Source organism: Altererythrobacter sp. MTPC7 (assembly GCF_042851395.1).
GTDB lineage: Bacteria > Pseudomonadota > Alphaproteobacteria > Sphingomonadales > Sphingomonadaceae > CAJXSN01.
In genome coordinates this window covers 1-17,058 of the sequence record NZ_BTGS01000021.1, presented here as the reverse complement: position 1 = coordinate 17,058, position 17,058 = coordinate 1, and the positions used below count along the sequence as shown (strand labels likewise).

Here is a 17,058-nt window from a genome sequence, read left to right as displayed (position 1 = left end):
AATCCGCGGCGTGGCGGCTTCAGCCGGCCTCTTCCATCAGGCCGTGCTTCTTGATGCAGTGACGCAACTGGTCGTAACTCAGCCCCAGCGCCTTCGCTGTCTGGCGCTGGTTCCAGCGATGCTTGCCCAGCGCGTGTTCGACGATCGAGCGTTCATGGGCATCGACCGCACCGCGCAGGTCGTCGATAGTCTCGAAATCGATGGCCGACCGGTTTTCCGGCTGCCCGACTTCGGTGAAATCGGTGGACGCGCGCGCGGGCTGCCGCTTGCGAACCTCGCTTTCCAACGGTTTCCAAGGGCTTTCGAAGGGATCGAACTGGACATGGGCAATGGGCTCGTCCGGATTGTCCCAGCGATAGACCGATCGTTCCACGACATTGCGCAGTTCGCGGACATTGCCGGGCCAGGGATGCTCTTCCAGTTCCCGCTGCACGTGGGATGCAAAACCCGGCCAGCCGTCCCAGCCGAGTTCGGCGGCCATGCGGCGGGCGAAATATTCGGCCAGCACGCCGATGTCGCCGTCCCGCACCCGCAGGGGCGGCAGGGTGATGACCTCGAAGCTTAGCCGGTCGAGAAGGTCTGCCCGGAACGTGCCCTCGGCAGCAAGGCGCGGCAGGTCCTCGTTCGTGGCGGCAACGATGCGCACATCCACCCGGACCGGACGCGACGCGCCGATACGGGTGACCTCGCCATATTCGACGGCGCGCAGCAGGCGTTCCTGCGCCGCCATGCTCAGCGTGCCCAGCTCGTCGAGGAACAGCGTGCCCTTGTCGGCTTCCTCGAACCGGCCCTCTCGCGCTCTGGTCGCGCCGGTAAAGGCACCCGCTTCGTGACCGAACAATTCAGCCTCGATGAGTGTCTCCGGCAGAGCGGCGCAGTTCATGGTGACGAGATTTTCGTCCCACCTGTCGGACAGGCGATGGAGACGTTCGGCAATCAGTTCCTTGCCGGTCCCGCGCTCTCCGATGACCAGGACCGGACGGCGCATGGGCGCGGCGCGGCTGGCACGTTCGACCGCGTCGAGAAACGCCCCGGATTGGCCGATAAACTGGTTTTCCCGCTCCATGGCCAACCTTATAGTGAAATTTCCCAACCCTTGGCAATATACACCTATCGGAGCCGATGGGCTGTTTGTCGAAACGGCGCATTTCTGCGGACTTCGCGGTTTGGCACGCCCCTTGCTGATAGGTGAACATACTCGAACACATCCTTACGGGAGACCCATCATGTACAGCCGCGAATTCTTCCGCACCCGCCTCGGTCGGGCCGCTATGGTCAGCATCGTGACGATGACCGCTTTCGTGGCGCTCGGCACGCAGCTGGAGGTCCAGCCCGCTTACGCGACGACCATTACGGCGGAGCAGGTGGAGCTGGCATGAGCAGCCACGATCCCCGTCATTCCAAGTTAGGGCCGGAGCGTTCGTCTTCCCCCGACGCCACTGGCGCTTCGGCCCGCAAATCCCGTCTTTCGCGCCTGGACGAGGAAGTGGAGCGCGTTCGCCGCAGCCCCACCCCGACACAGGCCCGCCCCGGCGCGGCCAAGAAAGACGACCCCTTCAACCTCGGAGTACCGTTCATGGGAATTTTCTCCCGCACACGCGATATCATCGCGGCTAATTTCAACGACATGCTGGACCAGGCAGACGACCCCCAGAAGATGATCCGTATGATCATCCTCGAAATGGAGGAAACGCTGGTCGAGGTCCGGGCAAGCGCCGCGCGCACGATTGCCGACCAGAAGGAAATGCACCGCCACGCGGTCAAGCTGGACAAGCTGCAGGCCGACTGGGCGGAGAAGGCGCAGCTTGCGCTGAGCAAGGACCGCGAAGACCTGGCCCGCGCGGCGCTGGTCGAGAAGAAGAAGGCATCCGACATGTCGGACCAGCTGAAGCAGGAAATCGCCGTACTGGACGATGCCCTGCGCGCTTACGAACAGGACATCCAGAAGCTGCAGAACCGCCTGCGCGAGGCCCGCAGCCGCCAGACGGCCATCGCCGCACGGCTGGAAAGCGCGGAGAACCGCGTGAAGCTGCGCAGCCTGATGACGAACGAGCGGGTCGACGATGCTCTCAGCCGGTTCGACCAGCTGGAACGCCGGGTCGACTATGCCGAAGGCCGTGCCGACGCGCTCGGCATCGAGAGCAAGGATGCGCCCAGCCTGTCCGACGAGATCGCCGCCCTGGCCGGCAGCGACAAGGTCGACGAGGAGCTGGAAGCCATGAAGAAAGCGCTCGGCAAACCGGGTGCGGAAAGCAGCAACGAAGACGGGAAGGATGCCTGAGCCATGGAAGATATCATTGTACCGATAGCGATCTTCATCGGCGCGCCCTGGGTCATCCTCCACTACATCACCAAGTGGAAAACCGCTGCCACCATCACCAACGATGACGAGGCCCTGCTGGAAGAGATGTACAATCTCGCCAAGCGTCTCGACGCGCGGATGGACACGGTGGAACGCCTGGTCGAGCACGACCACGCCGACTTCAAGCCCGCCCGCCTCGTGCAGAATTCCGAAGAAGACAACGCCAAGCTGAACGAGCTGGAAGAACTGCTCGCCGAAAAGAAGGGATCCGCCCGATGAATACCCCCCGCACCACGCTGTACCGCGACAAGCAGAATGCGAAGCTGATGGGCGTATGCTCTGGCATTGCGGACTATACCGGGGTCAATGCCTTCTGGATCCGTCTCGGCTTCCTCGCCGCGCTGTTCACCGGCATCCTGAGCCCGGTCATCATCCCGCTCTACCTGCTCGCCGGCCTGCTGCTGAACAAGAAGCCGGCCCACCTCTACACCGACAATGACGAACAGAAGTACTGGCAGCGCGTCCGCCAGAATCCGAAGCGGACCGTGCGCGAAGTACGCGGCAAGTTCCGCGATATCGATCGCCGTCTGGCCCAGGTGGAAACCTATTACGTCAGCAGCAATCCGCGCCTGAACTCGGAAATCGAGCGTCTGCGCCTCACCGACTAACGGCCGCGCTACGCCAATTCAAAAGAGGGAAACACCGTCATGGACCTTGGAATTCTCATCCCGCTGGCCCCGTTCATCATGGTCGCATTCATTGTGTGGACCGTGAGCCAGCGGAAACTTGCTGAAAAGCAAATTCAGGCGACTGCCGGTGAAAGCGCCGAGAAGGCCGCCCAATATGTCGGCCACATCAAGGATCTGGAAGACCGGGTCCAGGTGCTCGAACGCATTGTGACCGACCGCGGCTACGACGTCGCCACCCAGATCGAGGCCCTGCGCGATACGCGGCGGGTCGAGGAACAGGACAGCGGCGTTCCGCTCGACATGCATAACAGGGAGAAAGCGTGATGGACTGGGGAAGCCCGGAATTCGTGATCGCGATCATCGCCCTCAGCACCATCGGCTGGGTCGTCAACAACTGGATCCGCGCGAAGCACGGCTACGAACTGGAAGACGAATGGGGCGGCAAGACCGCGCCGAAGGACAGCGGCGAAACGCAGCGCCTGAAAGCGGAAAATGCTGCCTTGCACGAGAAGCTGGACGCGATGCAGGACCGGATGGTCAATCTGGAGCGCATCGTCACCGACAAAGGCTACACCCTGTCGGATGAGATCGAGGCGCTACGTGATCGGCCTTCTCCCCGAATTGGCAGCGGTGTTCCGATCGATCTCAACAGGAAGGAACAGGCATGACACCCGAAGTTGCACAGGCAGCAAGTACGGTTGCCCCCCATTTGCCGTGGATCATCGGCGGTGCGCTTGCCATCGGTGCGGCCGGGGTGTGGGGCTGGGTCCACACGACCAAGCTGCGTATCCAGAACGGCTATCCCCTCGAAGGCATGTGGGGGCAATCTCTAAAGCCGACCAATGACGGGCAGACGGCCGAGCGCGTGCGGTTGCTGACGCAGGAAAACGCCGAACTTCGCGCAGAGCTTGGCTCGATGAAGGATCGCCTCGCCAATGTCGAACGCATCGTCACCGACGAAGGCTACCAGCTGACACAGCAGATCGAGAACCTTCGCAGCGACGAGCGGGAGATTAACTGATGGATTCCGATCTCGCCATGATTTTCGCCTTCGTCCTGCTGGTTCTCATGTTCGTGATGCCGATGGCCTACGTTTTTCAGAAACGGGCTGCCGAGCATGAGGAGCGAAAACTGGAGCTGGAAGCTCGCAAGGCAGAAGCCAAAAACGGGCACGGCGGTGCGAGCTATCGCAAGCTGGAAGAACGCGTGCGCGTCCTCGAACGTATCGCAACCGATTCCAATGATGCCCTCGCCAGCCAGATCGACGAACTGCGCAACCTGCAGGCTATCGACGACCGTACAGAGCGGGAGAATGTATCGTGAGTTTCTGGTCGGCCATCATCCTTATCGCCCTGATCGTCTGCGCGACCGCACTGTTCATGCAGCGGGCCGAGAACCGGAAAGACGCGGCCAGGACGGATGGCGGCAAACGCGAACGCGAGCTGGAAAGCGAACGCGACGCCGCGCGGTCCGAACTGGCGGATCTTCGCGAGCGGGTGAAGGTGCTGGAACGCATCGCCACGGACCCATCGCGCCGCACCGCCGAGGAAATCGAGAAGCTGCGCGACTGAGGTCCTCGCACCGGACCGGCGCCAGAGGACAGGAAGCAAGGGTAGGAGTATCGACATGGAACCGACTGCCGTCATCGCCATCACCGCCCTTGCCGGGCTGCTGGTCACCCTCGCCGCCTTGCTCAGGGCATGGCAAGGCTGGCTCCAGCTGAAGCGCACGGAGCTGGAAAGCCGCCTCCCCCAGCGCGCGGCCGTCTCGCAGTCGGAGGGCGGTTCGCCGGAAGGCGCAGCGCGGATCGAGATTGCGGACCTGAAGGAACGCATCCGCAAACTGGAAGCCATCGCCAGCGGGGTCGACCTCTAGATCTGGAATTTCACGCCGCGCTCGCTACATGGCGCGCCATGCGAACACTCGACGACATCCGCGAAGAATACGAGTTCCTGGGAGGCGACGAGCGCTATCGCCTGCTGATCGAGCTGGGGCGCGACCTCGACCCGATGCCCGACGCGCTGAAGACCGATGCCACGCTGGTTCGCGGCTGCTCGGCCAGCGTCTGGGTCTATCCGACCGAGAACGGCGAGCAACTGCACTTCCTCGCCGACAGCAACGCCGCCATCACGAAAGGCATCGTCGCCTTGGTGATCGCGGCCGTGCAGGACCAGCCCGCCGGCGCGGTCGCGCAAATGGATGTGACCGCGAAGCTCGAACCCTTCGACCTCGGCAACCAGCTCAGTTCCAACCGGACACAGGGCATTCCCAACATGATTGCCCTGGTAAAGGAACACGCCGCGCGCATCGCCAATTCCTGAGACTGTTTCGGCCGCGGGGGAACCGTTCACCACGCTGACCGCTGTAGAGCTATAGCTTTACAGGATTTTTCAAACATGATTGCCATCATTACACTAATCGCAACCATCCTGCTTCCGCCGCTGGGCGTTGCTATGAAGCACGGGCTGGACCGGGATTTCTGGATCAACCTGATTCTGACGATTATCTTTTTCGTGCCCGGCCTGCTGCACGGACTGTACGTCAACTACTTGCGGTAATCGCGCACGGCAGGGTCCCTGACCCAAGTTTTCGAAGGGCGTCGAGGTTCAGACCTCGGCGCCCCTTTCGATTCCGGACGAGGCATCCCCCCCCGCGCCGGACCGGACGCGGGCGATCCCGGCATCCTTCTGCCGTTTCAGATCCGCCTTCAACCTCGCCGGATCGCGCGCGAAGACGAAGCCGAAGCTGACACCGCCTTCCTTGCCGATGGTTGCGTGGTGGAGCCTGTGGGCCTGCACCAGCCGCTTTGCGTAGCCGCGCCTTGGCGACCATTTCCAGTAGCGCTGGTGCACCAGCCCGTCGTGAACCAGCGTATAGATGACGCCGTAAAGCGTAATACCGAAAGCCACCCACCACAGTGCGTCGGACACGAGATAGCCGACGGCGAACATCCCGAAGACGATCGTTCCGAACACGACAGCGAACAGGTCGTTCTTCTCCAGCTTGCGATCATGGGGTTCGTGGTGGTCGCGGTGCCATCCCCAGCCCCATCCATGCATAATGTATTTGTGCGCCCACCACGCGAACAGCTCCATCCCGATGACGGATGCAAGAACGATAAGTACGATTTGCCACCAGCTCATGTCGCCACCCTAGACCGTGCCGATGCCCTGCGCCACGCCGGAAGCCCCCACCACGGGACATTGGGCGCAAGATGGTGTTCGTGGTGATAGCCGAAATGGAAACAGGTCATCAGGCTGGATACCGTCCCGAAACGCTCGCTGCGCGCGTTGTGCCGGTCGGGAAAACTGTCCTCCGCATGGCGATGCGGGCGGAAGGTTCCGAAATAGAACAGCTGGAGCGAGCTGAGGATGGCGGGCAAACCGTAGAGAAGGACGATCTTCCCGGCCGGAACGCCGAGGACCAGCCAGTAGACGGCGACGATGCTGAATACGTAGACTGCCGATTTCCAGCCGAAATATCGCCGCAGGAATGTCCCGTACCAGCGCAGGAAATCGGCCGGATTGTCGGCGTCGAAATCCGGATCATCCCGCGTTCCGACATGGCGATGGTGGGCGAAATGAGCCTCGCGCATCCGGCGCCAGCCAAAGCCTGCGTAAAGGAACAGCAAGATTGCCCCGATCGCGCTGTTCAGCCGCGGCCAGCCGGGCGCCAGCGAGCCGTGCATGGCATCGTGGCTGACGATGAACACGCCCACCGAAAGCCAGCAGAACGCCGCCGCCATCAGCAGTCCGAGCGGAAGCGTGGCCAGCGTCAGGTCGAATACGAACATTGCGTAGAAATGCAGGCCCAGCCAGGCGAGCACCACGGCCAGCCCCAGCGCAAGGCCGATCGCCGCCTGCGATGCGCGATGTGTCGTGGATGATGCGAACGCATGGCTCATGGGCAGCGAATATAGTATCCTGCAAGCCTGCGCAAAAGGTCGCCCTTCGACCAGCCGCCTGCCTTGCAGGGCCATGTGCCAGCCGGCGAGCGACGGCGTATTAAGAGGCAGCCTGGTCCCGCAGGTTGAAATAGGACCGGATTTCTTCCCCGATACGCGCCGGCTTCAGGCTTTCCGCATCGATACAGCACCAGCTCGATTTCACCTCGGCCAGGACTTCGCCGCCGCGCTCGATTACCGTGGAGTAGAATGCTCGTGCCCCCCGCGTGCTTTCCAGCACGGTGCGGGCGATCACATCGTCTTCCAGAAAGGCGGGCTTGCGATAGGTAATCTCGTGCTTCAGCGCGACCCATGCGCGGCTGGCAACCGCATCGTCCGGCGCGAACTTGCGCCAATGCGCCAGCACCGCATCCTGCACCCAGCCCAGATAGCGGGCGTTGTTCACATGCCCCATGAAATCGATATCGTCGGGCAGGATCTTGATCGGAAAGGCGAAGGGCTTTGCTGACATGACTGTAAGTTAGGCGAAGAAACGTTTCTATTCCATGACCCGTATTTGCTTGGGCGCGATAATCTTGCGGATGTTGCGGAATGGTCGCAATGCTGCGTCCCATCATGGTCAGCAAACCCCGCACGCTTTACGAAAAAATCTGGGATGCCCACGTGGTCGAACGGCGCGGCGATGGAACCGCGCTCGTCTATATCGACCGCCATCTCGTCCACGAAGTGACCAGTCCGCAGGCGTTCGAGGCGCTGCGGCTTGCCGGACGCAAGGTTCGCCGGCCCGACCTGACCCTGGCCGTACCCGACCACAATGTCGCAACCACGGCGCGCGTGGACGCGGATGGAAAGCCGCTGCCCATCGTCGACCCGCTGAGCGCACAGCAGCTCGATGCGCTGGAGCGCAATACGGCCGAATTCGGCGTTCCCTACATTCCCGCGACCGCGCAGGCGCAGGGCATCGTCCATGTCGTCGGCCCGGAGCAGGGCTTTTCCCTGCCCGGCGCGACCATCGTCTGCGGCGATTCCCATACGGCGGCCCATGGCGGGATCGGCGCGCTCGCCTTCGGCATCGGGACGAGCGAGGTCGAGCACGTACTGGCGACCCAGACCCTGCTGCTCCCGCAATCGAAGACGATGGAAGTGCGGGTAAAGGGCGCGCTTGGCCCCGGTATCACCGCGAAGGACCTGATCCTCCACATCATCGGAGTGATCGGCACGGCGGGCGGTACGGGCCATGTCATCGAATATCGCGGCGAGGTTTTCGAGGCGATGTCGGTCGAGAGCCGGCTGACCGTCTGTAATATGAGCATCGAGGGAGGTGCCCGGGCAGGCATCATCGCGCCCGACGACACGGTCTTCGCTTACCTGAAGGACCGCCCCTATGCGCCGCAGGGCGAGGACTGGGACACGGCGGTCGCATGGTGGCGCAGCCTTGCCACCGATCCCGGTGCCGAGTTCGATACGAGCGTGGTGATCGACGCCGCCGATGTCGAACCGACGGTCACCTGGGGTACCAGCCCCGAAGATACTGCCGCCATCGGCGCGAAGGTGCCCGATCCCGCGTCTTTCGCCGATCCGTCCAAACAGGCGGCGGCGCGGCGCAGTCTCGATTACATGGGCCTGACGCCGGGCCAGAAACTGTCCGAAGTTCCGGTCGAGAATATCTTCATCGGCAGTTGCACGAACAGCCGGATAGAGGATTTGCGCGCCGCAGCCGAAATCCTGCGCGGACGCAGGAAAGCGGACGGGGTCCGGTGGGCCATTGCCGTGCCGGGATCGGGCCTCGTCAAGAAACAGGCCGAGGACGAAGGGCTGGACAGGATATTCACCGAGGCAGGGTTCGAATGGCGCGAGCCGGGCTGTTCCGCCTGCCTCGCCATGAACCCGGACAAAGTGCCTGCCGGGGAGCGCTGCGCATCGACCTCCAACCGCAATTTCGTGGGCAGGCAGGGACCTGGCGCGCGCACCCATTTGATGAGCCCCGCCATGGCTGCCGCCGCTGCCGTCACGGGACGGCTTACCGACGTGCGCGACCTGACCGGCTGACAATCGGCGGCCCGGTGGCCGCGATCCCCTTGAACCGACCATCTTACCGCCCCAAGAGAAACCCATGACGAAGAAAATTACCGGAAAAGCTGCCGCATCGGTCGGCGCTGCCATCGGCTCTGCCGCCATCGCCGCCGCCCTGCTTTATGCGAACAAGCGCCGCAAACGAAACGAGCCGCAACAGCCCGGCCCCATCCCCTCGGGCGAAAACCCGGAGACGGACTGATGCAGAAGGTGCGGGAAGTGGAAGGCCGCGCGATTCCCTTCGGCGCGGCGAATGTCGATACGGACATCATCATTCCCGCCCACTGGCTGAAGACGATCACCCGCGAAGGACTGGGCCGCGGGGCCTTCGAAACCTTGCGCGAAGACCCGGACAACATCTTCGATTCCGACGAATATGCCGGATCGCCCATACTGATCGCGGGCGATAATTTCGGCTGCGGGTCCAGCCGTGAACATGCGGCCTGGGCGCTGAGGGACCTCGGCATCACCGCCGTCATCGCGGCGAGCTTTTCCGACATATTTGCCGGTAACGCTTTCAAGAACGGCATCGTGACGGTCGCGCTGCCGCAAGAGCAGATCGACCGCCTGATGGAGGTCGCGCGGACCGACCCCGTGTCCATCGACCTCGAAAACCAGGTCGTCACCACACCGTATCAGGACCGCTTCACCTTCGAGATCGATGCGTTCCGCAAGCAATGCCTGATGGAAGGCCTGGACGAGGTCGGACTGACCCTTGCCCGGGACGATGCCATCGCAGACTATGAAGGCCGGCAGGGCGCGAACATGCCGTGGCTGGCCCACCCGGAAAACCATAAAGAGGAGAGAGCAACGACATGAAAGCCCTGCTGAGCAAGGAAACCGGCGGACCCGAAACCCTGGTCATCGAAGATATCGAGGATCCGGTTGCCGGCAAGGGACAGGTCGTCGTGAAAGTGGCAGCCTGCGCCATCAACTATCCCGATGCGCTGATCATCCGCGACATGTACCAGTTCAAACCGGAACGCCCCTTCTCCCCCGGCGGCGAGATTTCCGGCACGATCGAAAGCGTCGGCGAAGGCGTCACCGGGTGGAAGGTCGGCGACCGCATCCTGTCGGGTGTCGGCAATGGCGGCCTGCGCGAGAAGATCGCCGTCGATGCATCCCGCATGTTCAAGGTTCCGGACGGGATCGATACCGTCGACGCCTCCGCCCTGCTGATGACCTATGGCACGACCATTCACGGGCTGAAGGATCGCGGCGACATCAAGGAAGGCGAAACGGTGCTGGTCCTGGGCGCGGCAGGCGGCGTCGGCCTCTCGGCGGTGGAACTTGCCAAGGCCTATGGCGCCCGCGTCGTCGCTGCCGTCTCTACCGAGGAGAAGGCCGAAGTCGCGAAGAAGGCGGGCGCGGATGAAACCGTCATCTACCCCCGCGCGCCGTTCGACAAGGATACGAGCAAGGCGCTGGCCGGTGCGTTCAAGGATGCCGTCGGCCCGAACGGTGCGGACATCGTCTACGACATCGTCGGCGGCGACTATTCGGAGCCTGCCCTTCGCTCGATCGCATGGGAAGGCCGCTTCCTGGTGGTCGGCTTCCCGGCAGGCATCGCGAAAATGCCGCTCAACCTGACGCTGCTGAAGAGCTGCGATATCCGCGGAGTGTTCTGGGGCGCGTTCACCGCGCGTGAGCCGGAACGCAACCAGCGCAATATCGAGGAACTGTTCGATCTCTGGAAAGCCGGCAAGATCAGTCCGCTGATCAGCGAAACCTATCCGCTGGACAAGGCGCACGAGGCGATTGCCAAGCTGGAAAACCGCGGCGCCATCGGCAAGCTCGTCGTAACGATGGACTAGGCTTCTCCCGCCCCAGATAGGGGGCGGGAGACATTTCAACTGAGGACGCCATGACAGACTTCAACGACCGCCGGAAAGGCGAGGAAAGCAAGTTCGCGATGGACGAGGAAACGGCCTTCAAGGTCGCGGCCCGCCGCAATCGCATGCTGGGCGAATGGGCTGCGGGCCTCATGGGCCTGACCGAGGAGGAAACCGATTCCTACAAGAAAGCCGTCGTGCAGGCGGATTTCGAGGAAGCGGGCGACGAGGATGTCGTCCGCAAGGTCCTGGGCGACCTGACCGCCGCCGAATGCGACGTCTCGGAAGACGACATCCGTACCAAGCTGGACGAATGCGCCGTGGAAGCGCGCCGCCAGTTGATGAGCGAGAGCTGAGGGGACGCGCCATGCCGATGTCCGCATCCGAAATCGAAGGCATGATCAAGGCGGCCCTGCCCGATGCAGAGGTCGAGATGCGCGATCTGGCCGGTGACAACGATCACTGGGCCGCCCATGTCGTCTCGCCCGCCTTCGCCGGCAAGAGCCGGGTTGCCCAGCACAAGATGGTCTACGAAGCCCTGGGCGGGAAGATGGGCGGCGTGCTCCATGCCTTGCAACTGACGACACAAGCCCCAGATTGATAGCGGCCTTGCCGGCCTGGCTGGCGAGGCCCCGACGCTTCGAGCACGAATTCAATCAAAGACCTACAGGCGCACACAGCCATGACCGATATCAAATCACGCATTTCCGGCATTGTCGGCGATAACGACGTCGTTCTCTTCATGAAGGGTACGCCGCTGTTCCCGCAATGCGGATTTTCCAGCCGCGCCGTGGCGATCCTGGACCACTGCGGCGTCGCGTATGAAAGCGTCGACGTGGTGCAGGACCAGGAAATCCGTTCCGGCATCAAGGAATATTCCGACTGGCCGACCATCCCCCAGCTTTACGTGAAGGGCGAATTCCTGGGCGGCAGCGACATCATGATGGAAATGTTCGAGGCTGGCGAATTGCAGCAGACCATGGACGAGAAGGGCGTGGCCAAGGCGTCCTGATCCTGCCTTCTTCCTGCGAAGGACAAACGAAAAAAGGCCCGCGAATATCGCGGGCCTTTTTTTGTTTCGGGGGGAGGCGGGATCGGGGGACCAGGAGTGATCCCGCCTCGATACTCGAAGACCATTCGGGTGCCATACCCTATGCATCCACCGTGCCAGACGCGCTGACACGCAGGTCTGCGCGGGTTTCATGGTGAAGACCGGGTTAAGGCCCGCTCGCTGTGTAAACTTCTCCGACACCCCTGACCGGGCCGAGTGGTGCCGTTTGCCGGCGCACATTTCCACACTTGGCATCGCGCGCAGTCTTGGCCACTATCGCGCTCATGTCCGCATCCCCTGAACAGACGCCCGGTGGTTCCAGTCCCGATGCCAGAGGAACGCCGGACGGCATCCCGGCTGCGACCGTCATCATCTTCCGCAACGGTCCGGAGGGTGAGCCTCCGGAAATCCTCATGACCGTCCGTTCGAAGACCATGACGTTTGCGGGCGGCATGGCGGTCTTTCCCGGCGGGCGCGTCGATCCTGCCGATTTCGAACTGGGCCGCGCGCTGTCCTCCGGCATCGACCCGGAAGAAGCCGCCCACCAGATCGCAGTCGTGCGCGAGACGCTGGAAGAGACCGGGCTCGCCGTCGGGCTGGCAGGCGACATCGACGCGCAAAAGGCGCGAGGCGCAAGGGCCCTGCTGGAACAGACCGTCGCGCTTGCCCCGGTGCTCGATGAATTCAACTGGTCGCTCGACCTTGCACAGCTGACGCCTTTCGCGCGGTGGTTCCCGAAGAACGAGAAGATACCGCGCGTTTACGACACACGCTTCTACCTCGCCAACCTCGGCACGGGGGCCGTCGATGTCGCGGTCGACCAGTCGGAAAACACCCACCTGTTCTGGGTCAGCGCGAAGGGCGCGCTGGCAATGGCGGACAAGGGAGACATCAAGCTGATCTTCCCGACCCGCCGGAACCTGGAACGGCTCGCCCTGTTCGGCAGCTTCGAAGAAGCAAAGGCCCATGCGGAAGCGACACCGGTCAGAACGATCATCCCGCAGATCGACACCACCGGTGATCGCCCGATGCTGCGGATCATGGAAGACGCAGGCTATCCCGTCACCGCCGAATTGCTGGACAGCGTGGCACGGGGCTGAGCCCTAGTTCGAAACCTCGTCCAGGACTTCGCCGATGACGCCGTAGACGCGGCTCAATTGCTCGTCGTCGATGCAATAGGGCGGCATCGTATAGACTGTATTGCCGAGCGGGCGCAGCAGCACGCCCCGTTCGCGGAACATCTTCAACATTCGGGGCGCGAGGTCCGAGAGATATCCCTCGGCCGCACCGACATCGAAGGCGGTGATCGTCCCTAATTGGCGCGCATTGCGGACCATCTCGTGCTGCGCGGTATCTGCCAGCCATGCCTGCTGCCGTGCGGAAAGATCGACAATCCGCTGCATCACCGGCTCCGTGCGCCAGATTGCCAGATTGGCATTGGCCGCCGCACAGGCGACCGGGTTCGCGGTGTAGCTTGACGAATGGAAGAACATCTCCCCCCGGTCCGTGCTGTAATGCGCTTCGAAAACGGGCTCGCTCGCCATCGTCACGGCTAGCGGCATCGCGCCGCCTGTAAGGCCCTTCGACAGGCAGAGAATGTCCGGCTCCACGCCCGCCTGCTCGCACGCCAGCAGCGTGCCGGTGCGGCCCCAGCCGGTCATCACCTCGTCCGCAATGAAGAGCGTGCCGTGCTCGGCACAAATCCGCCGCATCTCGGCCAGCGTCGCAGCCGAATACATCAGCATTCCGCCCGCCCCCAGAACCAGCGGTTCGGCGATGAAGGCGGCCGCCCCGTCGCGGCAGGCGGCCTCGAGCGCATCGAGCGTCTCCTGCTCCGCACCCTCCTCCGGGAACGGGACAGAGATCACGTCGAACAGCAGCGGCTCGTACGCGCGGTTGAAGGCCCCGCGCGCGCCGACCGACATGGTGCCGATCGTGTCGCCGTGATAGCCGTTGTCCATCACCACGATGCGCGTGCGATTCTCGCGGCGATTGCGCCAGTACCCCAGCGCCATCTTCAGCGCGACCTCGACGCTGGTCGACCCGGAATCGGAGAAGAAGACGCGGGTGAGGCTATCCGGCATGATGGCCCTCAGGCCGGCTGCGAGATCCTCTGCAGGCTGGTGAGTCCAGCCAGCGAAGATCACCTGGTCCAGCCGCGCCGCCTGTTCTGCGATGGCCCCTGCGATTGCCGGATGCGCGTGGCCGTGGGTCGTCACCCACCACGATGAGATGGCGTCGATGATCTCGCGCCCGTCTTCCAGATGCAGCACCGCACCGCTCGCGTTGGCAACCTGCGGGATCGGCTCACGCAGGCCGTGCTGGGTGAAGGGATGCCAGATGGGCGAGCCGTTCATGAAAAATCGCCCTCATTGAAATTGTCGCGAAATGCAGCTGCGAGTGTCTCCGGGGTCAACTGGCCCAGAACAGGCAGGCGGCCGAGGCGGCGGACGTTACCGATGGCGCAGATCGTCTGCTCGCTGTCCTCTTCCGCCGGACCGACGAAGGCCATGCCCAGCACGGGCACGCCGCGCGCCCTCAGGGCCTCCAGCGTCAGCAGGCTGTGATTGATCGTGCCGAGCCCGGTGCGCGCCACGACGACGGCAGGCGCGCCCCACCGGGCGAAAAGGTCGGCATAAAGCAGTTCGCGCCTGACCGGCACCAGCGCCCCGCCCGCCCCCTCGACCACCAGGGTTCCGTCGTGGTCCGGTAACGCGAGGCGTTCGGGCTCGATCGTCACGCCGTCCAGCTCGGCTGCGCGGTGCGGCGAACACGGCGTGGTGAGGCGATAGGCTTCGGGCAGGATACGGTCTTCCGCCACGCCGTATCCCGCCACCCGCGCGCTGTCGCTGCCATCATCCAGCCCCGCCTGGACCGGTTTCCAGTACCGCGCATCCAGGGCAGCGGTCAGGGCAGCGGCGAAGACCGTCTTGCCGATATCGGTATCGGTGCCTGTGACAATGAAGGTGCGGCTCACAACAATTCCTCCAGAGCATCGCGAAGGCCGTCGATTGCGGCTTCGTCGGTGTTGAGCGTGACGGAAATTCGCAGCCGGGCCGTGCCCGCCGGCACGGAGGGCGGACGGATGCCGCGCACATCGAACCCGCGTTCCTGCAAGGCCGCAGCAATTTCCATGGTGCGCGCTTCGTCACCGATGACGACCGGCTGAATCTGCGAACCGCTGCCCGCAATTCCGAGGGGCGCGAGCGCTTCGCCAGTGTGGTGCACAAGCGCGGTCAGCCTTTCACGGCGGCCATCAGCCTGCGACACCAGCCCCAAAGATGCCCGCGCGATCTCTGCCATCAGCGGGGACGGAGCGGTGGAGAAGATGAAGCTGCGCCCCCTGTTGACAAGGAAATCGCGCACCGGTTCGGCGGCCAGCAGCAGCGCGCCTTCGCAGCCCATCGCTTTCCCGCAGGTTGCCAGGACGATGACGTTCTCCGCGCCATGAAGGTCAGCCGCCAGCCCGCGGCCACCCGGTCCGTAGACGCCTGAAGCATGCGCTTCATCTACGACCAGCATGACCCCGTCCCGCGCTGCCAGGGCGGCGAAGTCGCCGACAGGGGCCTTATCGCCATCCATGCTGTAGAGCGTTTCGAAGGCGAGCCAGACCGTCCCCCTGTTCCCTTCCCCGCGCCACCGCGCAATCTGCGTGGCGGCATCGCCTGCATCGTTGTGGCGGAAGGAACGGTGCGCCGCCCGCGAAAGCCTCATGCCTTCATGCGCGCTCGCATGGACCAGTTCGTCATGCAGGATCAGGTCGCCGGACTGCGGCAGGGTCGAAAAAAGCAAGCTGTTCGCGGCAAAGCCCGAGCCGAGAAACAAGGCGGTTTCGGACCCGAAAAATCGGGCCGCCGCCGCTTCCAGCGCTTGGTGCTCCGCCCTATTGCCGCGCAGCAGGCGCGACCCTCCGGAACCGACGGGCACGCCGCGGGCAAGCGCATCCTGCGCGGCCTCGCGCAAGGCACCCGACGCAGCGAGACCGAGGTAATCGTTGGAGGAGAAGTCGCGCCCTGCCGGCAAAGAAAGGACGCGTCGTCGCCCGGCCTGTGCAAGGCGCGCGATATCGCCGGTATGGAAATCGAGCAGCCTCACGATGCCGCGCGACATACGGGACTGCGATGACGATGCAAGCCGTGTCGCCGGACAAGGAAACATTAGTCCGCCCTGTGTGTTTGACCGATATACGACGCAGCAAGCCGTCGCCCACATCCCTCCATGTAAAAGGAACCCCCCGCATGAAAATCCTCATGGTTCTGACCAGTCACGACAAGCTCGGCGATACCGGCAAGAAAACCGGCTTCTGGCTGGAAGAGTTCGCCGCGCCTTATTACGTGCTCAAGGATGCCGGACACGACATCACGCTCGTCAGCCCGGCAGGCGGACAGCCGCCGCTCGATCCCAAGTCCGACGAACCCGACGCGCAGACCGATGCGACCAAAAGGTTCAAGGAAGACGAGGAGGCGCAGGCCCATCTCGCATCGACGAAGAAACTGGCAGATGTCGATGTGGCAGCCTTCGACGGCGTATTCTATCCCGGCGGCCACGGCCCGCTGTGGGACCTGGCCGAAAGCGCTGATTCGAAGGCGACGATCGAAGGCGCACTGGCCGCAGGCAAGCCTGTCGCCCTCGTCTGCCATGCCCCGGCGGTGCTGAAGAACGTGACAACGCCGGAAGGCGAACCGCTCGTAAAGGGCCGCAAGGTCACCGGTTTCACGAACGAGGAAGAAGAGGCGGTCGGTCTGACCGATGTCGTGCCATTCCTGCTGGAAGATGTGCTGAAACAGCAGGGCGGCGACTTTTCCGAAGGCGGCGTCTTCGAACCCTACGTGGTGCAGGACGGCCTGCTGATCACCGGCCAGAACCCCCCATCCAGCGAACCGGCAGCCGAAAAGCTGCTCGAAGCCCTTGCTGCAGCCAAATAACACGGCAGGCCGGCGATCCGTCAGGGGGCGCCGGCCTTTACCGTCAGTGCCGAACAGGCACGATGATGATTGGTAAACTGGCGCACCAGACAGGACAATGGTGGGCACTCGAACCATTGGGAAATTTTCGTTGAACTGACCGGCTGAGGTTTCTTTTACGCCCTAATGTCGGTCCAGAGACCCAGGGAACATCCTGAAATCGGACTTACCTTCAGGATGGCGCGAGCAGCAGCTAAGCACTGTACTCTCCGTCACTTATATCGATTTGGAAACCCCTGGTTA

28 protein-coding genes are annotated in these 17,058 nt (G+C 63.3%); 21 read left to right on the top strand and 7 right to left on the bottom strand.

Annotated elements, in window-relative coordinates; all coding sequences use genetic code 11:
• Window positions 1-19: 19 nt before the first annotated feature.
• Entirely contained in the window at window positions 20-1,066 is a 1,047-nt protein-coding gene (gene pspF, locus ACGHJ7_RS13985; protein ID WP_390478923.1) for a phage shock protein operon transcriptional activator, read from the bottom strand.
• A gap of 160 nt (window positions 1,067-1,226) precedes the next feature.
• Here pspF and ACGHJ7_RS13980 point away from each other — a divergent pair, with 160 nt between their 5' ends.
• The 12 genes from ACGHJ7_RS13980 to ACGHJ7_RS13925 all read left to right on the top strand — a co-directional run bounded on the left by ACGHJ7_RS13980 (window position 1,227) and on the right by ACGHJ7_RS13925 (window position 5,549).
• Window positions 1,227-1,379: a hypothetical protein gene (locus tag ACGHJ7_RS13980; RefSeq protein WP_390478920.1), complete on the top strand. Its 153-nt coding sequence runs from the start codon at window positions 1,227-1,229 to the stop codon at window positions 1,377-1,379.
• Window positions 1,376-2,281, top strand: coding sequence for a phage shock protein PspA (gene pspA, locus ACGHJ7_RS13975; protein ID WP_390478917.1), 906 nt, complete (start codon window positions 1,376-1,378; stop codon window positions 2,279-2,281). Before ACGHJ7_RS13980 ends, pspA begins: the two co-directional genes overlap by 4 nt.
• Window positions 2,282-2,284: 3 nt before the next feature.
• Window positions 2,285-2,581 (top strand): envelope stress response membrane protein PspB, encoded by a 297-nt coding sequence (gene pspB / locus ACGHJ7_RS13970; RefSeq protein ID WP_390478915.1) that lies wholly within the window; start codon window positions 2,285-2,287, stop codon window positions 2,579-2,581.
• A complete protein-coding gene (gene pspC, locus ACGHJ7_RS13965) occupies window positions 2,578-2,970 on the top strand; it encodes an envelope stress response membrane protein PspC (RefSeq protein ID WP_390478913.1) in 393 nt (130 codons plus the stop codon). The genes pspB and pspC overlap by 4 nt, the downstream gene beginning before the upstream one ends.
• 39 nt (window positions 2,971-3,009) lie before the next feature.
• Window positions 3,010-3,315, top strand: a complete 306-nt coding sequence (locus tag ACGHJ7_RS13960; RefSeq protein WP_390478911.1) for a hypothetical protein — start codon at window positions 3,010-3,012, stop codon at window positions 3,313-3,315.
• The gene (locus ACGHJ7_RS13955) at window positions 3,315-3,659 is read left to right on the top strand and encodes a hypothetical protein (protein WP_390478909.1); all 345 of its coding nucleotides are present in this window, start codon (window positions 3,315-3,317) and stop codon (window positions 3,657-3,659) included. Before ACGHJ7_RS13960 ends, ACGHJ7_RS13955 begins: the two co-directional genes overlap by 1 nt.
• Window positions 3,656-4,012 (top strand): hypothetical protein, encoded by a 357-nt coding sequence (locus ACGHJ7_RS13950; RefSeq protein ID WP_390478907.1) that lies wholly within the window; start codon window positions 3,656-3,658, stop codon window positions 4,010-4,012. The genes ACGHJ7_RS13955 and ACGHJ7_RS13950 overlap by 4 nt, the downstream gene beginning before the upstream one ends.
• A complete protein-coding gene (locus ACGHJ7_RS13945) occupies window positions 4,012-4,314 on the top strand; it encodes a hypothetical protein (RefSeq protein WP_390478904.1) in 303 nt (100 codons plus the stop codon). Before ACGHJ7_RS13950 ends, ACGHJ7_RS13945 begins: the two co-directional genes overlap by 1 nt.
• Entirely contained in the window at window positions 4,311-4,562 is a 252-nt protein-coding gene (locus ACGHJ7_RS13940; RefSeq protein WP_390478901.1) for a hypothetical protein, read from the top strand. Before ACGHJ7_RS13945 ends, ACGHJ7_RS13940 begins: the two co-directional genes overlap by 4 nt.
• Window positions 4,563-4,617: 55 nt before the next feature.
• Complete coding sequence (locus tag ACGHJ7_RS13935) at window positions 4,618-4,866, top strand: hypothetical protein (protein ID WP_390478899.1); 249 nt, start codon at window positions 4,618-4,620, stop codon at window positions 4,864-4,866.
• A 38-nt stretch (window positions 4,867-4,904) separates the two neighbouring features.
• On the top strand, window positions 4,905-5,312 hold the full coding sequence (locus tag ACGHJ7_RS13930; RefSeq protein ID WP_390478896.1) for a SufE family protein: 408 nt from the start codon (window positions 4,905-4,907) through the stop codon (window positions 5,310-5,312).
• A gap of 75 nt (window positions 5,313-5,387) precedes the next feature.
• Window positions 5,388-5,549 carry a YqaE/Pmp3 family membrane protein gene (locus ACGHJ7_RS13925; RefSeq protein WP_390478893.1) on the top strand — a complete coding sequence of 54 codons (162 nt, stop codon included), beginning with the start codon at window positions 5,388-5,390 and terminating at the stop codon, window positions 5,547-5,549.
• Between the two features lie 48 nt (window positions 5,550-5,597).
• On the opposite strand, the gene ACGHJ7_RS13920 is transcribed toward ACGHJ7_RS13925, so the two are convergent.
• The 3 genes from ACGHJ7_RS13920 to ACGHJ7_RS13910 all read right to left on the bottom strand — a co-directional run bounded on the left by ACGHJ7_RS13920 (window position 5,598) and on the right by ACGHJ7_RS13910 (window position 7,406).
• Window positions 5,598-6,134 (bottom strand): sterol desaturase family protein, encoded by a 537-nt coding sequence (locus tag ACGHJ7_RS13920; protein WP_390478890.1) that lies wholly within the window; start codon window positions 6,132-6,134, stop codon window positions 5,598-5,600.
• Window positions 6,131-6,895 carry a fatty acid desaturase gene (locus tag ACGHJ7_RS13915; RefSeq protein ID WP_390478887.1) on the bottom strand — a complete coding sequence of 255 codons (765 nt, stop codon included), beginning with the start codon at window positions 6,893-6,895 and terminating at the stop codon, window positions 6,131-6,133. Before ACGHJ7_RS13915 ends, ACGHJ7_RS13920 begins: the two co-directional genes overlap by 4 nt.
• A 100-nt stretch (window positions 6,896-6,995) precedes the next feature.
• The gene (locus ACGHJ7_RS13910) at window positions 6,996-7,406 is read right to left on the bottom strand and encodes an acyl-CoA thioesterase (protein WP_390478885.1); all 411 of its coding nucleotides are present in this window, start codon (window positions 7,404-7,406) and stop codon (window positions 6,996-6,998) included.
• A 104-nt stretch (window positions 7,407-7,510) separates the two neighbouring features.
• On the opposite strand from ACGHJ7_RS13910, the gene leuC reads away from it, so the two are divergent.
• The 8 genes from leuC (at window position 7,511) to ACGHJ7_RS13870 (ending at window position 12,951) form a co-directional block, all read left to right on the top strand.
• Window positions 7,511-8,944, top strand: coding sequence for a 3-isopropylmalate dehydratase large subunit (leuC, locus tag ACGHJ7_RS13905; RefSeq protein ID WP_390478883.1), 1,434 nt, complete (start codon window positions 7,511-7,513; stop codon window positions 8,942-8,944).
• Window positions 8,945-9,008: 64 nt separating this feature from the next.
• Window positions 9,009-9,170: an isopropylmalate isomerase gene (locus tag ACGHJ7_RS13900; RefSeq protein WP_390478880.1), complete on the top strand. Its 162-nt coding sequence runs from the start codon at window positions 9,009-9,011 to the stop codon at window positions 9,168-9,170.
• Window positions 9,170-9,787 (top strand): 3-isopropylmalate dehydratase small subunit, encoded by a 618-nt coding sequence (leuD, locus tag ACGHJ7_RS13895; protein WP_390478878.1) that lies wholly within the window; start codon window positions 9,170-9,172, stop codon window positions 9,785-9,787. The genes ACGHJ7_RS13900 and leuD overlap by 1 nt, the downstream gene beginning before the upstream one ends.
• Entirely contained in the window at window positions 9,784-10,782 is a 999-nt protein-coding gene (locus ACGHJ7_RS13890) for an NADPH:quinone oxidoreductase family protein (RefSeq protein WP_390478875.1), read from the top strand. The genes leuD and ACGHJ7_RS13890 overlap by 4 nt, the downstream gene beginning before the upstream one ends.
• 50 nt (window positions 10,783-10,832) lie before the next feature.
• Window positions 10,833-11,156, top strand: coding sequence for a DUF1476 domain-containing protein (locus ACGHJ7_RS13885; RefSeq protein ID WP_390478873.1), 324 nt, complete (start codon window positions 10,833-10,835; stop codon window positions 11,154-11,156).
• A gap of 11 nt (window positions 11,157-11,167) precedes the next feature.
• Window positions 11,168-11,401, top strand: coding sequence for a BolA family protein (locus ACGHJ7_RS13880; protein WP_390478871.1), 234 nt, complete (start codon window positions 11,168-11,170; stop codon window positions 11,399-11,401).
• Between the two features lie 81 nt (window positions 11,402-11,482).
• Complete coding sequence (gene grxD, locus ACGHJ7_RS13875) at window positions 11,483-11,812, top strand: Grx4 family monothiol glutaredoxin (protein ID WP_390478868.1); 330 nt, start codon at window positions 11,483-11,485, stop codon at window positions 11,810-11,812.
• Between the two features lie 323 nt (window positions 11,813-12,135).
• Window positions 12,136-12,951 (top strand): NUDIX domain-containing protein, encoded by an 816-nt coding sequence (locus ACGHJ7_RS13870; RefSeq protein ID WP_390478866.1) that lies wholly within the window; start codon window positions 12,136-12,138, stop codon window positions 12,949-12,951.
• A gap of 3 nt (window positions 12,952-12,954) precedes the next feature.
• Here the strand turns inward: ACGHJ7_RS13870 and ACGHJ7_RS13865 are convergent, their stop codons facing one another.
• The 3 genes from ACGHJ7_RS13865 to ACGHJ7_RS13855 are packed head-to-tail and all read right to left on the bottom strand — an operon-like array spanning window position 12,955 to window position 15,961.
• Window positions 12,955-14,208 (bottom strand): adenosylmethionine--8-amino-7-oxononanoate transaminase, encoded by a 1,254-nt coding sequence (locus tag ACGHJ7_RS13865; RefSeq protein WP_390478863.1) that lies wholly within the window; start codon window positions 14,206-14,208, stop codon window positions 12,955-12,957.
• Window positions 14,205-14,828 carry a dethiobiotin synthase gene (gene bioD, locus ACGHJ7_RS13860; protein ID WP_390478860.1) on the bottom strand — a complete coding sequence of 208 codons (624 nt, stop codon included), beginning with the start codon at window positions 14,826-14,828 and terminating at the stop codon, window positions 14,205-14,207. Before bioD ends, ACGHJ7_RS13865 begins: the two co-directional genes overlap by 4 nt.
• A complete protein-coding gene (locus ACGHJ7_RS13855) occupies window positions 14,825-15,961 on the bottom strand; it encodes an 8-amino-7-oxononanoate synthase (RefSeq protein ID WP_390478858.1) in 1,137 nt (378 codons plus the stop codon). Before ACGHJ7_RS13855 ends, bioD begins: the two co-directional genes overlap by 4 nt.
• 128 nt (window positions 15,962-16,089) lie before the next feature.
• On the opposite strand from ACGHJ7_RS13855, the gene ACGHJ7_RS13850 reads away from it, so the two are divergent.
• Complete coding sequence (locus ACGHJ7_RS13850; RefSeq protein ID WP_390478856.1) at window positions 16,090-16,776, top strand: type 1 glutamine amidotransferase domain-containing protein; 687 nt, start codon at window positions 16,090-16,092, stop codon at window positions 16,774-16,776.
• Window positions 16,777-17,058 lie beyond the last annotated feature (282 nt).

What these genes read in the sequence shown, in the direction of transcription:
- pspF (WP_390478923.1), bottom strand. Translation starts at nt 1,066, where the DNA reads ATGGAGCGGGAAAACCAGTTTATCGGCCAATCCGGGGCGTTTCTCGAC.
- ACGHJ7_RS13980 (WP_390478920.1), top strand. Translation starts at nt 1,227, where the DNA reads ATGTACAGCCGCGAATTCTTCCGCACCCGCCTCGGTCGGGCCGCTATG.
- pspA (WP_390478917.1), top strand. Translation starts at nt 1,376, where the DNA reads ATGAGCAGCCACGATCCCCGTCATTCCAAGTTAGGGCCGGAGCGTTCG.
- pspB (WP_390478915.1), top strand. Translation starts at nt 2,285, where the DNA reads ATGGAAGATATCATTGTACCGATAGCGATCTTCATCGGCGCGCCCTGG.
- pspC (WP_390478913.1), top strand. Translation starts at nt 2,578, where the DNA reads ATGAATACCCCCCGCACCACGCTGTACCGCGACAAGCAGAATGCGAAG.
- ACGHJ7_RS13960 (WP_390478911.1), top strand. Translation starts at nt 3,010, where the DNA reads ATGGACCTTGGAATTCTCATCCCGCTGGCCCCGTTCATCATGGTCGCA.
- ACGHJ7_RS13955 (WP_390478909.1), top strand. Translation starts at nt 3,315, where the DNA reads ATGGACTGGGGAAGCCCGGAATTCGTGATCGCGATCATCGCCCTCAGC.
- ACGHJ7_RS13950 (WP_390478907.1), top strand. Translation starts at nt 3,656, where the DNA reads ATGACACCCGAAGTTGCACAGGCAGCAAGTACGGTTGCCCCCCATTTG.
- ACGHJ7_RS13945 (WP_390478904.1), top strand. Translation starts at nt 4,012, where the DNA reads ATGGATTCCGATCTCGCCATGATTTTCGCCTTCGTCCTGCTGGTTCTC.
- ACGHJ7_RS13935 (WP_390478899.1), top strand. Translation starts at nt 4,618, where the DNA reads ATGGAACCGACTGCCGTCATCGCCATCACCGCCCTTGCCGGGCTGCTG.
- ACGHJ7_RS13930 (WP_390478896.1), top strand. Translation starts at nt 4,905, where the DNA reads ATGCGAACACTCGACGACATCCGCGAAGAATACGAGTTCCTGGGAGGC.
- ACGHJ7_RS13925 (WP_390478893.1), top strand. Translation starts at nt 5,388, where the DNA reads ATGATTGCCATCATTACACTAATCGCAACCATCCTGCTTCCGCCGCTG.
- ACGHJ7_RS13920 (WP_390478890.1), bottom strand. Translation starts at nt 6,134, where the DNA reads ATGAGCTGGTGGCAAATCGTACTTATCGTTCTTGCATCCGTCATCGGG.
- ACGHJ7_RS13915 (WP_390478887.1), bottom strand. Translation starts at nt 6,895, where the DNA reads ATGAGCCATGCGTTCGCATCATCCACGACACATCGCGCATCGCAGGCG.
- ACGHJ7_RS13910 (WP_390478885.1), bottom strand. Translation starts at nt 7,406, where the DNA reads ATGTCAGCAAAGCCCTTCGCCTTTCCGATCAAGATCCTGCCCGACGAT.
- leuC (WP_390478883.1), top strand. Translation starts at nt 7,511, where the DNA reads ATGGTCAGCAAACCCCGCACGCTTTACGAAAAAATCTGGGATGCCCAC.
- ACGHJ7_RS13900 (WP_390478880.1), top strand. Translation starts at nt 9,009, where the DNA reads ATGACGAAGAAAATTACCGGAAAAGCTGCCGCATCGGTCGGCGCTGCC.
- leuD (WP_390478878.1), top strand. Translation starts at nt 9,170, where the DNA reads ATGCAGAAGGTGCGGGAAGTGGAAGGCCGCGCGATTCCCTTCGGCGCG.
- ACGHJ7_RS13890 (WP_390478875.1), top strand. Translation starts at nt 9,784, where the DNA reads ATGAAAGCCCTGCTGAGCAAGGAAACCGGCGGACCCGAAACCCTGGTC.
- ACGHJ7_RS13885 (WP_390478873.1), top strand. Translation starts at nt 10,833, where the DNA reads ATGACAGACTTCAACGACCGCCGGAAAGGCGAGGAAAGCAAGTTCGCG.
- ACGHJ7_RS13880 (WP_390478871.1), top strand. Translation starts at nt 11,168, where the DNA reads ATGCCGATGTCCGCATCCGAAATCGAAGGCATGATCAAGGCGGCCCTG.
- grxD (WP_390478868.1), top strand. Translation starts at nt 11,483, where the DNA reads ATGACCGATATCAAATCACGCATTTCCGGCATTGTCGGCGATAACGAC.
- ACGHJ7_RS13870 (WP_390478866.1), top strand. Translation starts at nt 12,136, where the DNA reads ATGTCCGCATCCCCTGAACAGACGCCCGGTGGTTCCAGTCCCGATGCC.
- ACGHJ7_RS13865 (WP_390478863.1), bottom strand. Translation starts at nt 14,208, where the DNA reads ATGAACGGCTCGCCCATCTGGCATCCCTTCACCCAGCACGGCCTGCGT.
- ACGHJ7_RS13855 (WP_390478858.1), bottom strand. Translation starts at nt 15,961, where the DNA reads ATGTCGCGCGGCATCGTGAGGCTGCTCGATTTCCATACCGGCGATATC.
- ACGHJ7_RS13850 (WP_390478856.1), top strand. Translation starts at nt 16,090, where the DNA reads ATGAAAATCCTCATGGTTCTGACCAGTCACGACAAGCTCGGCGATACC.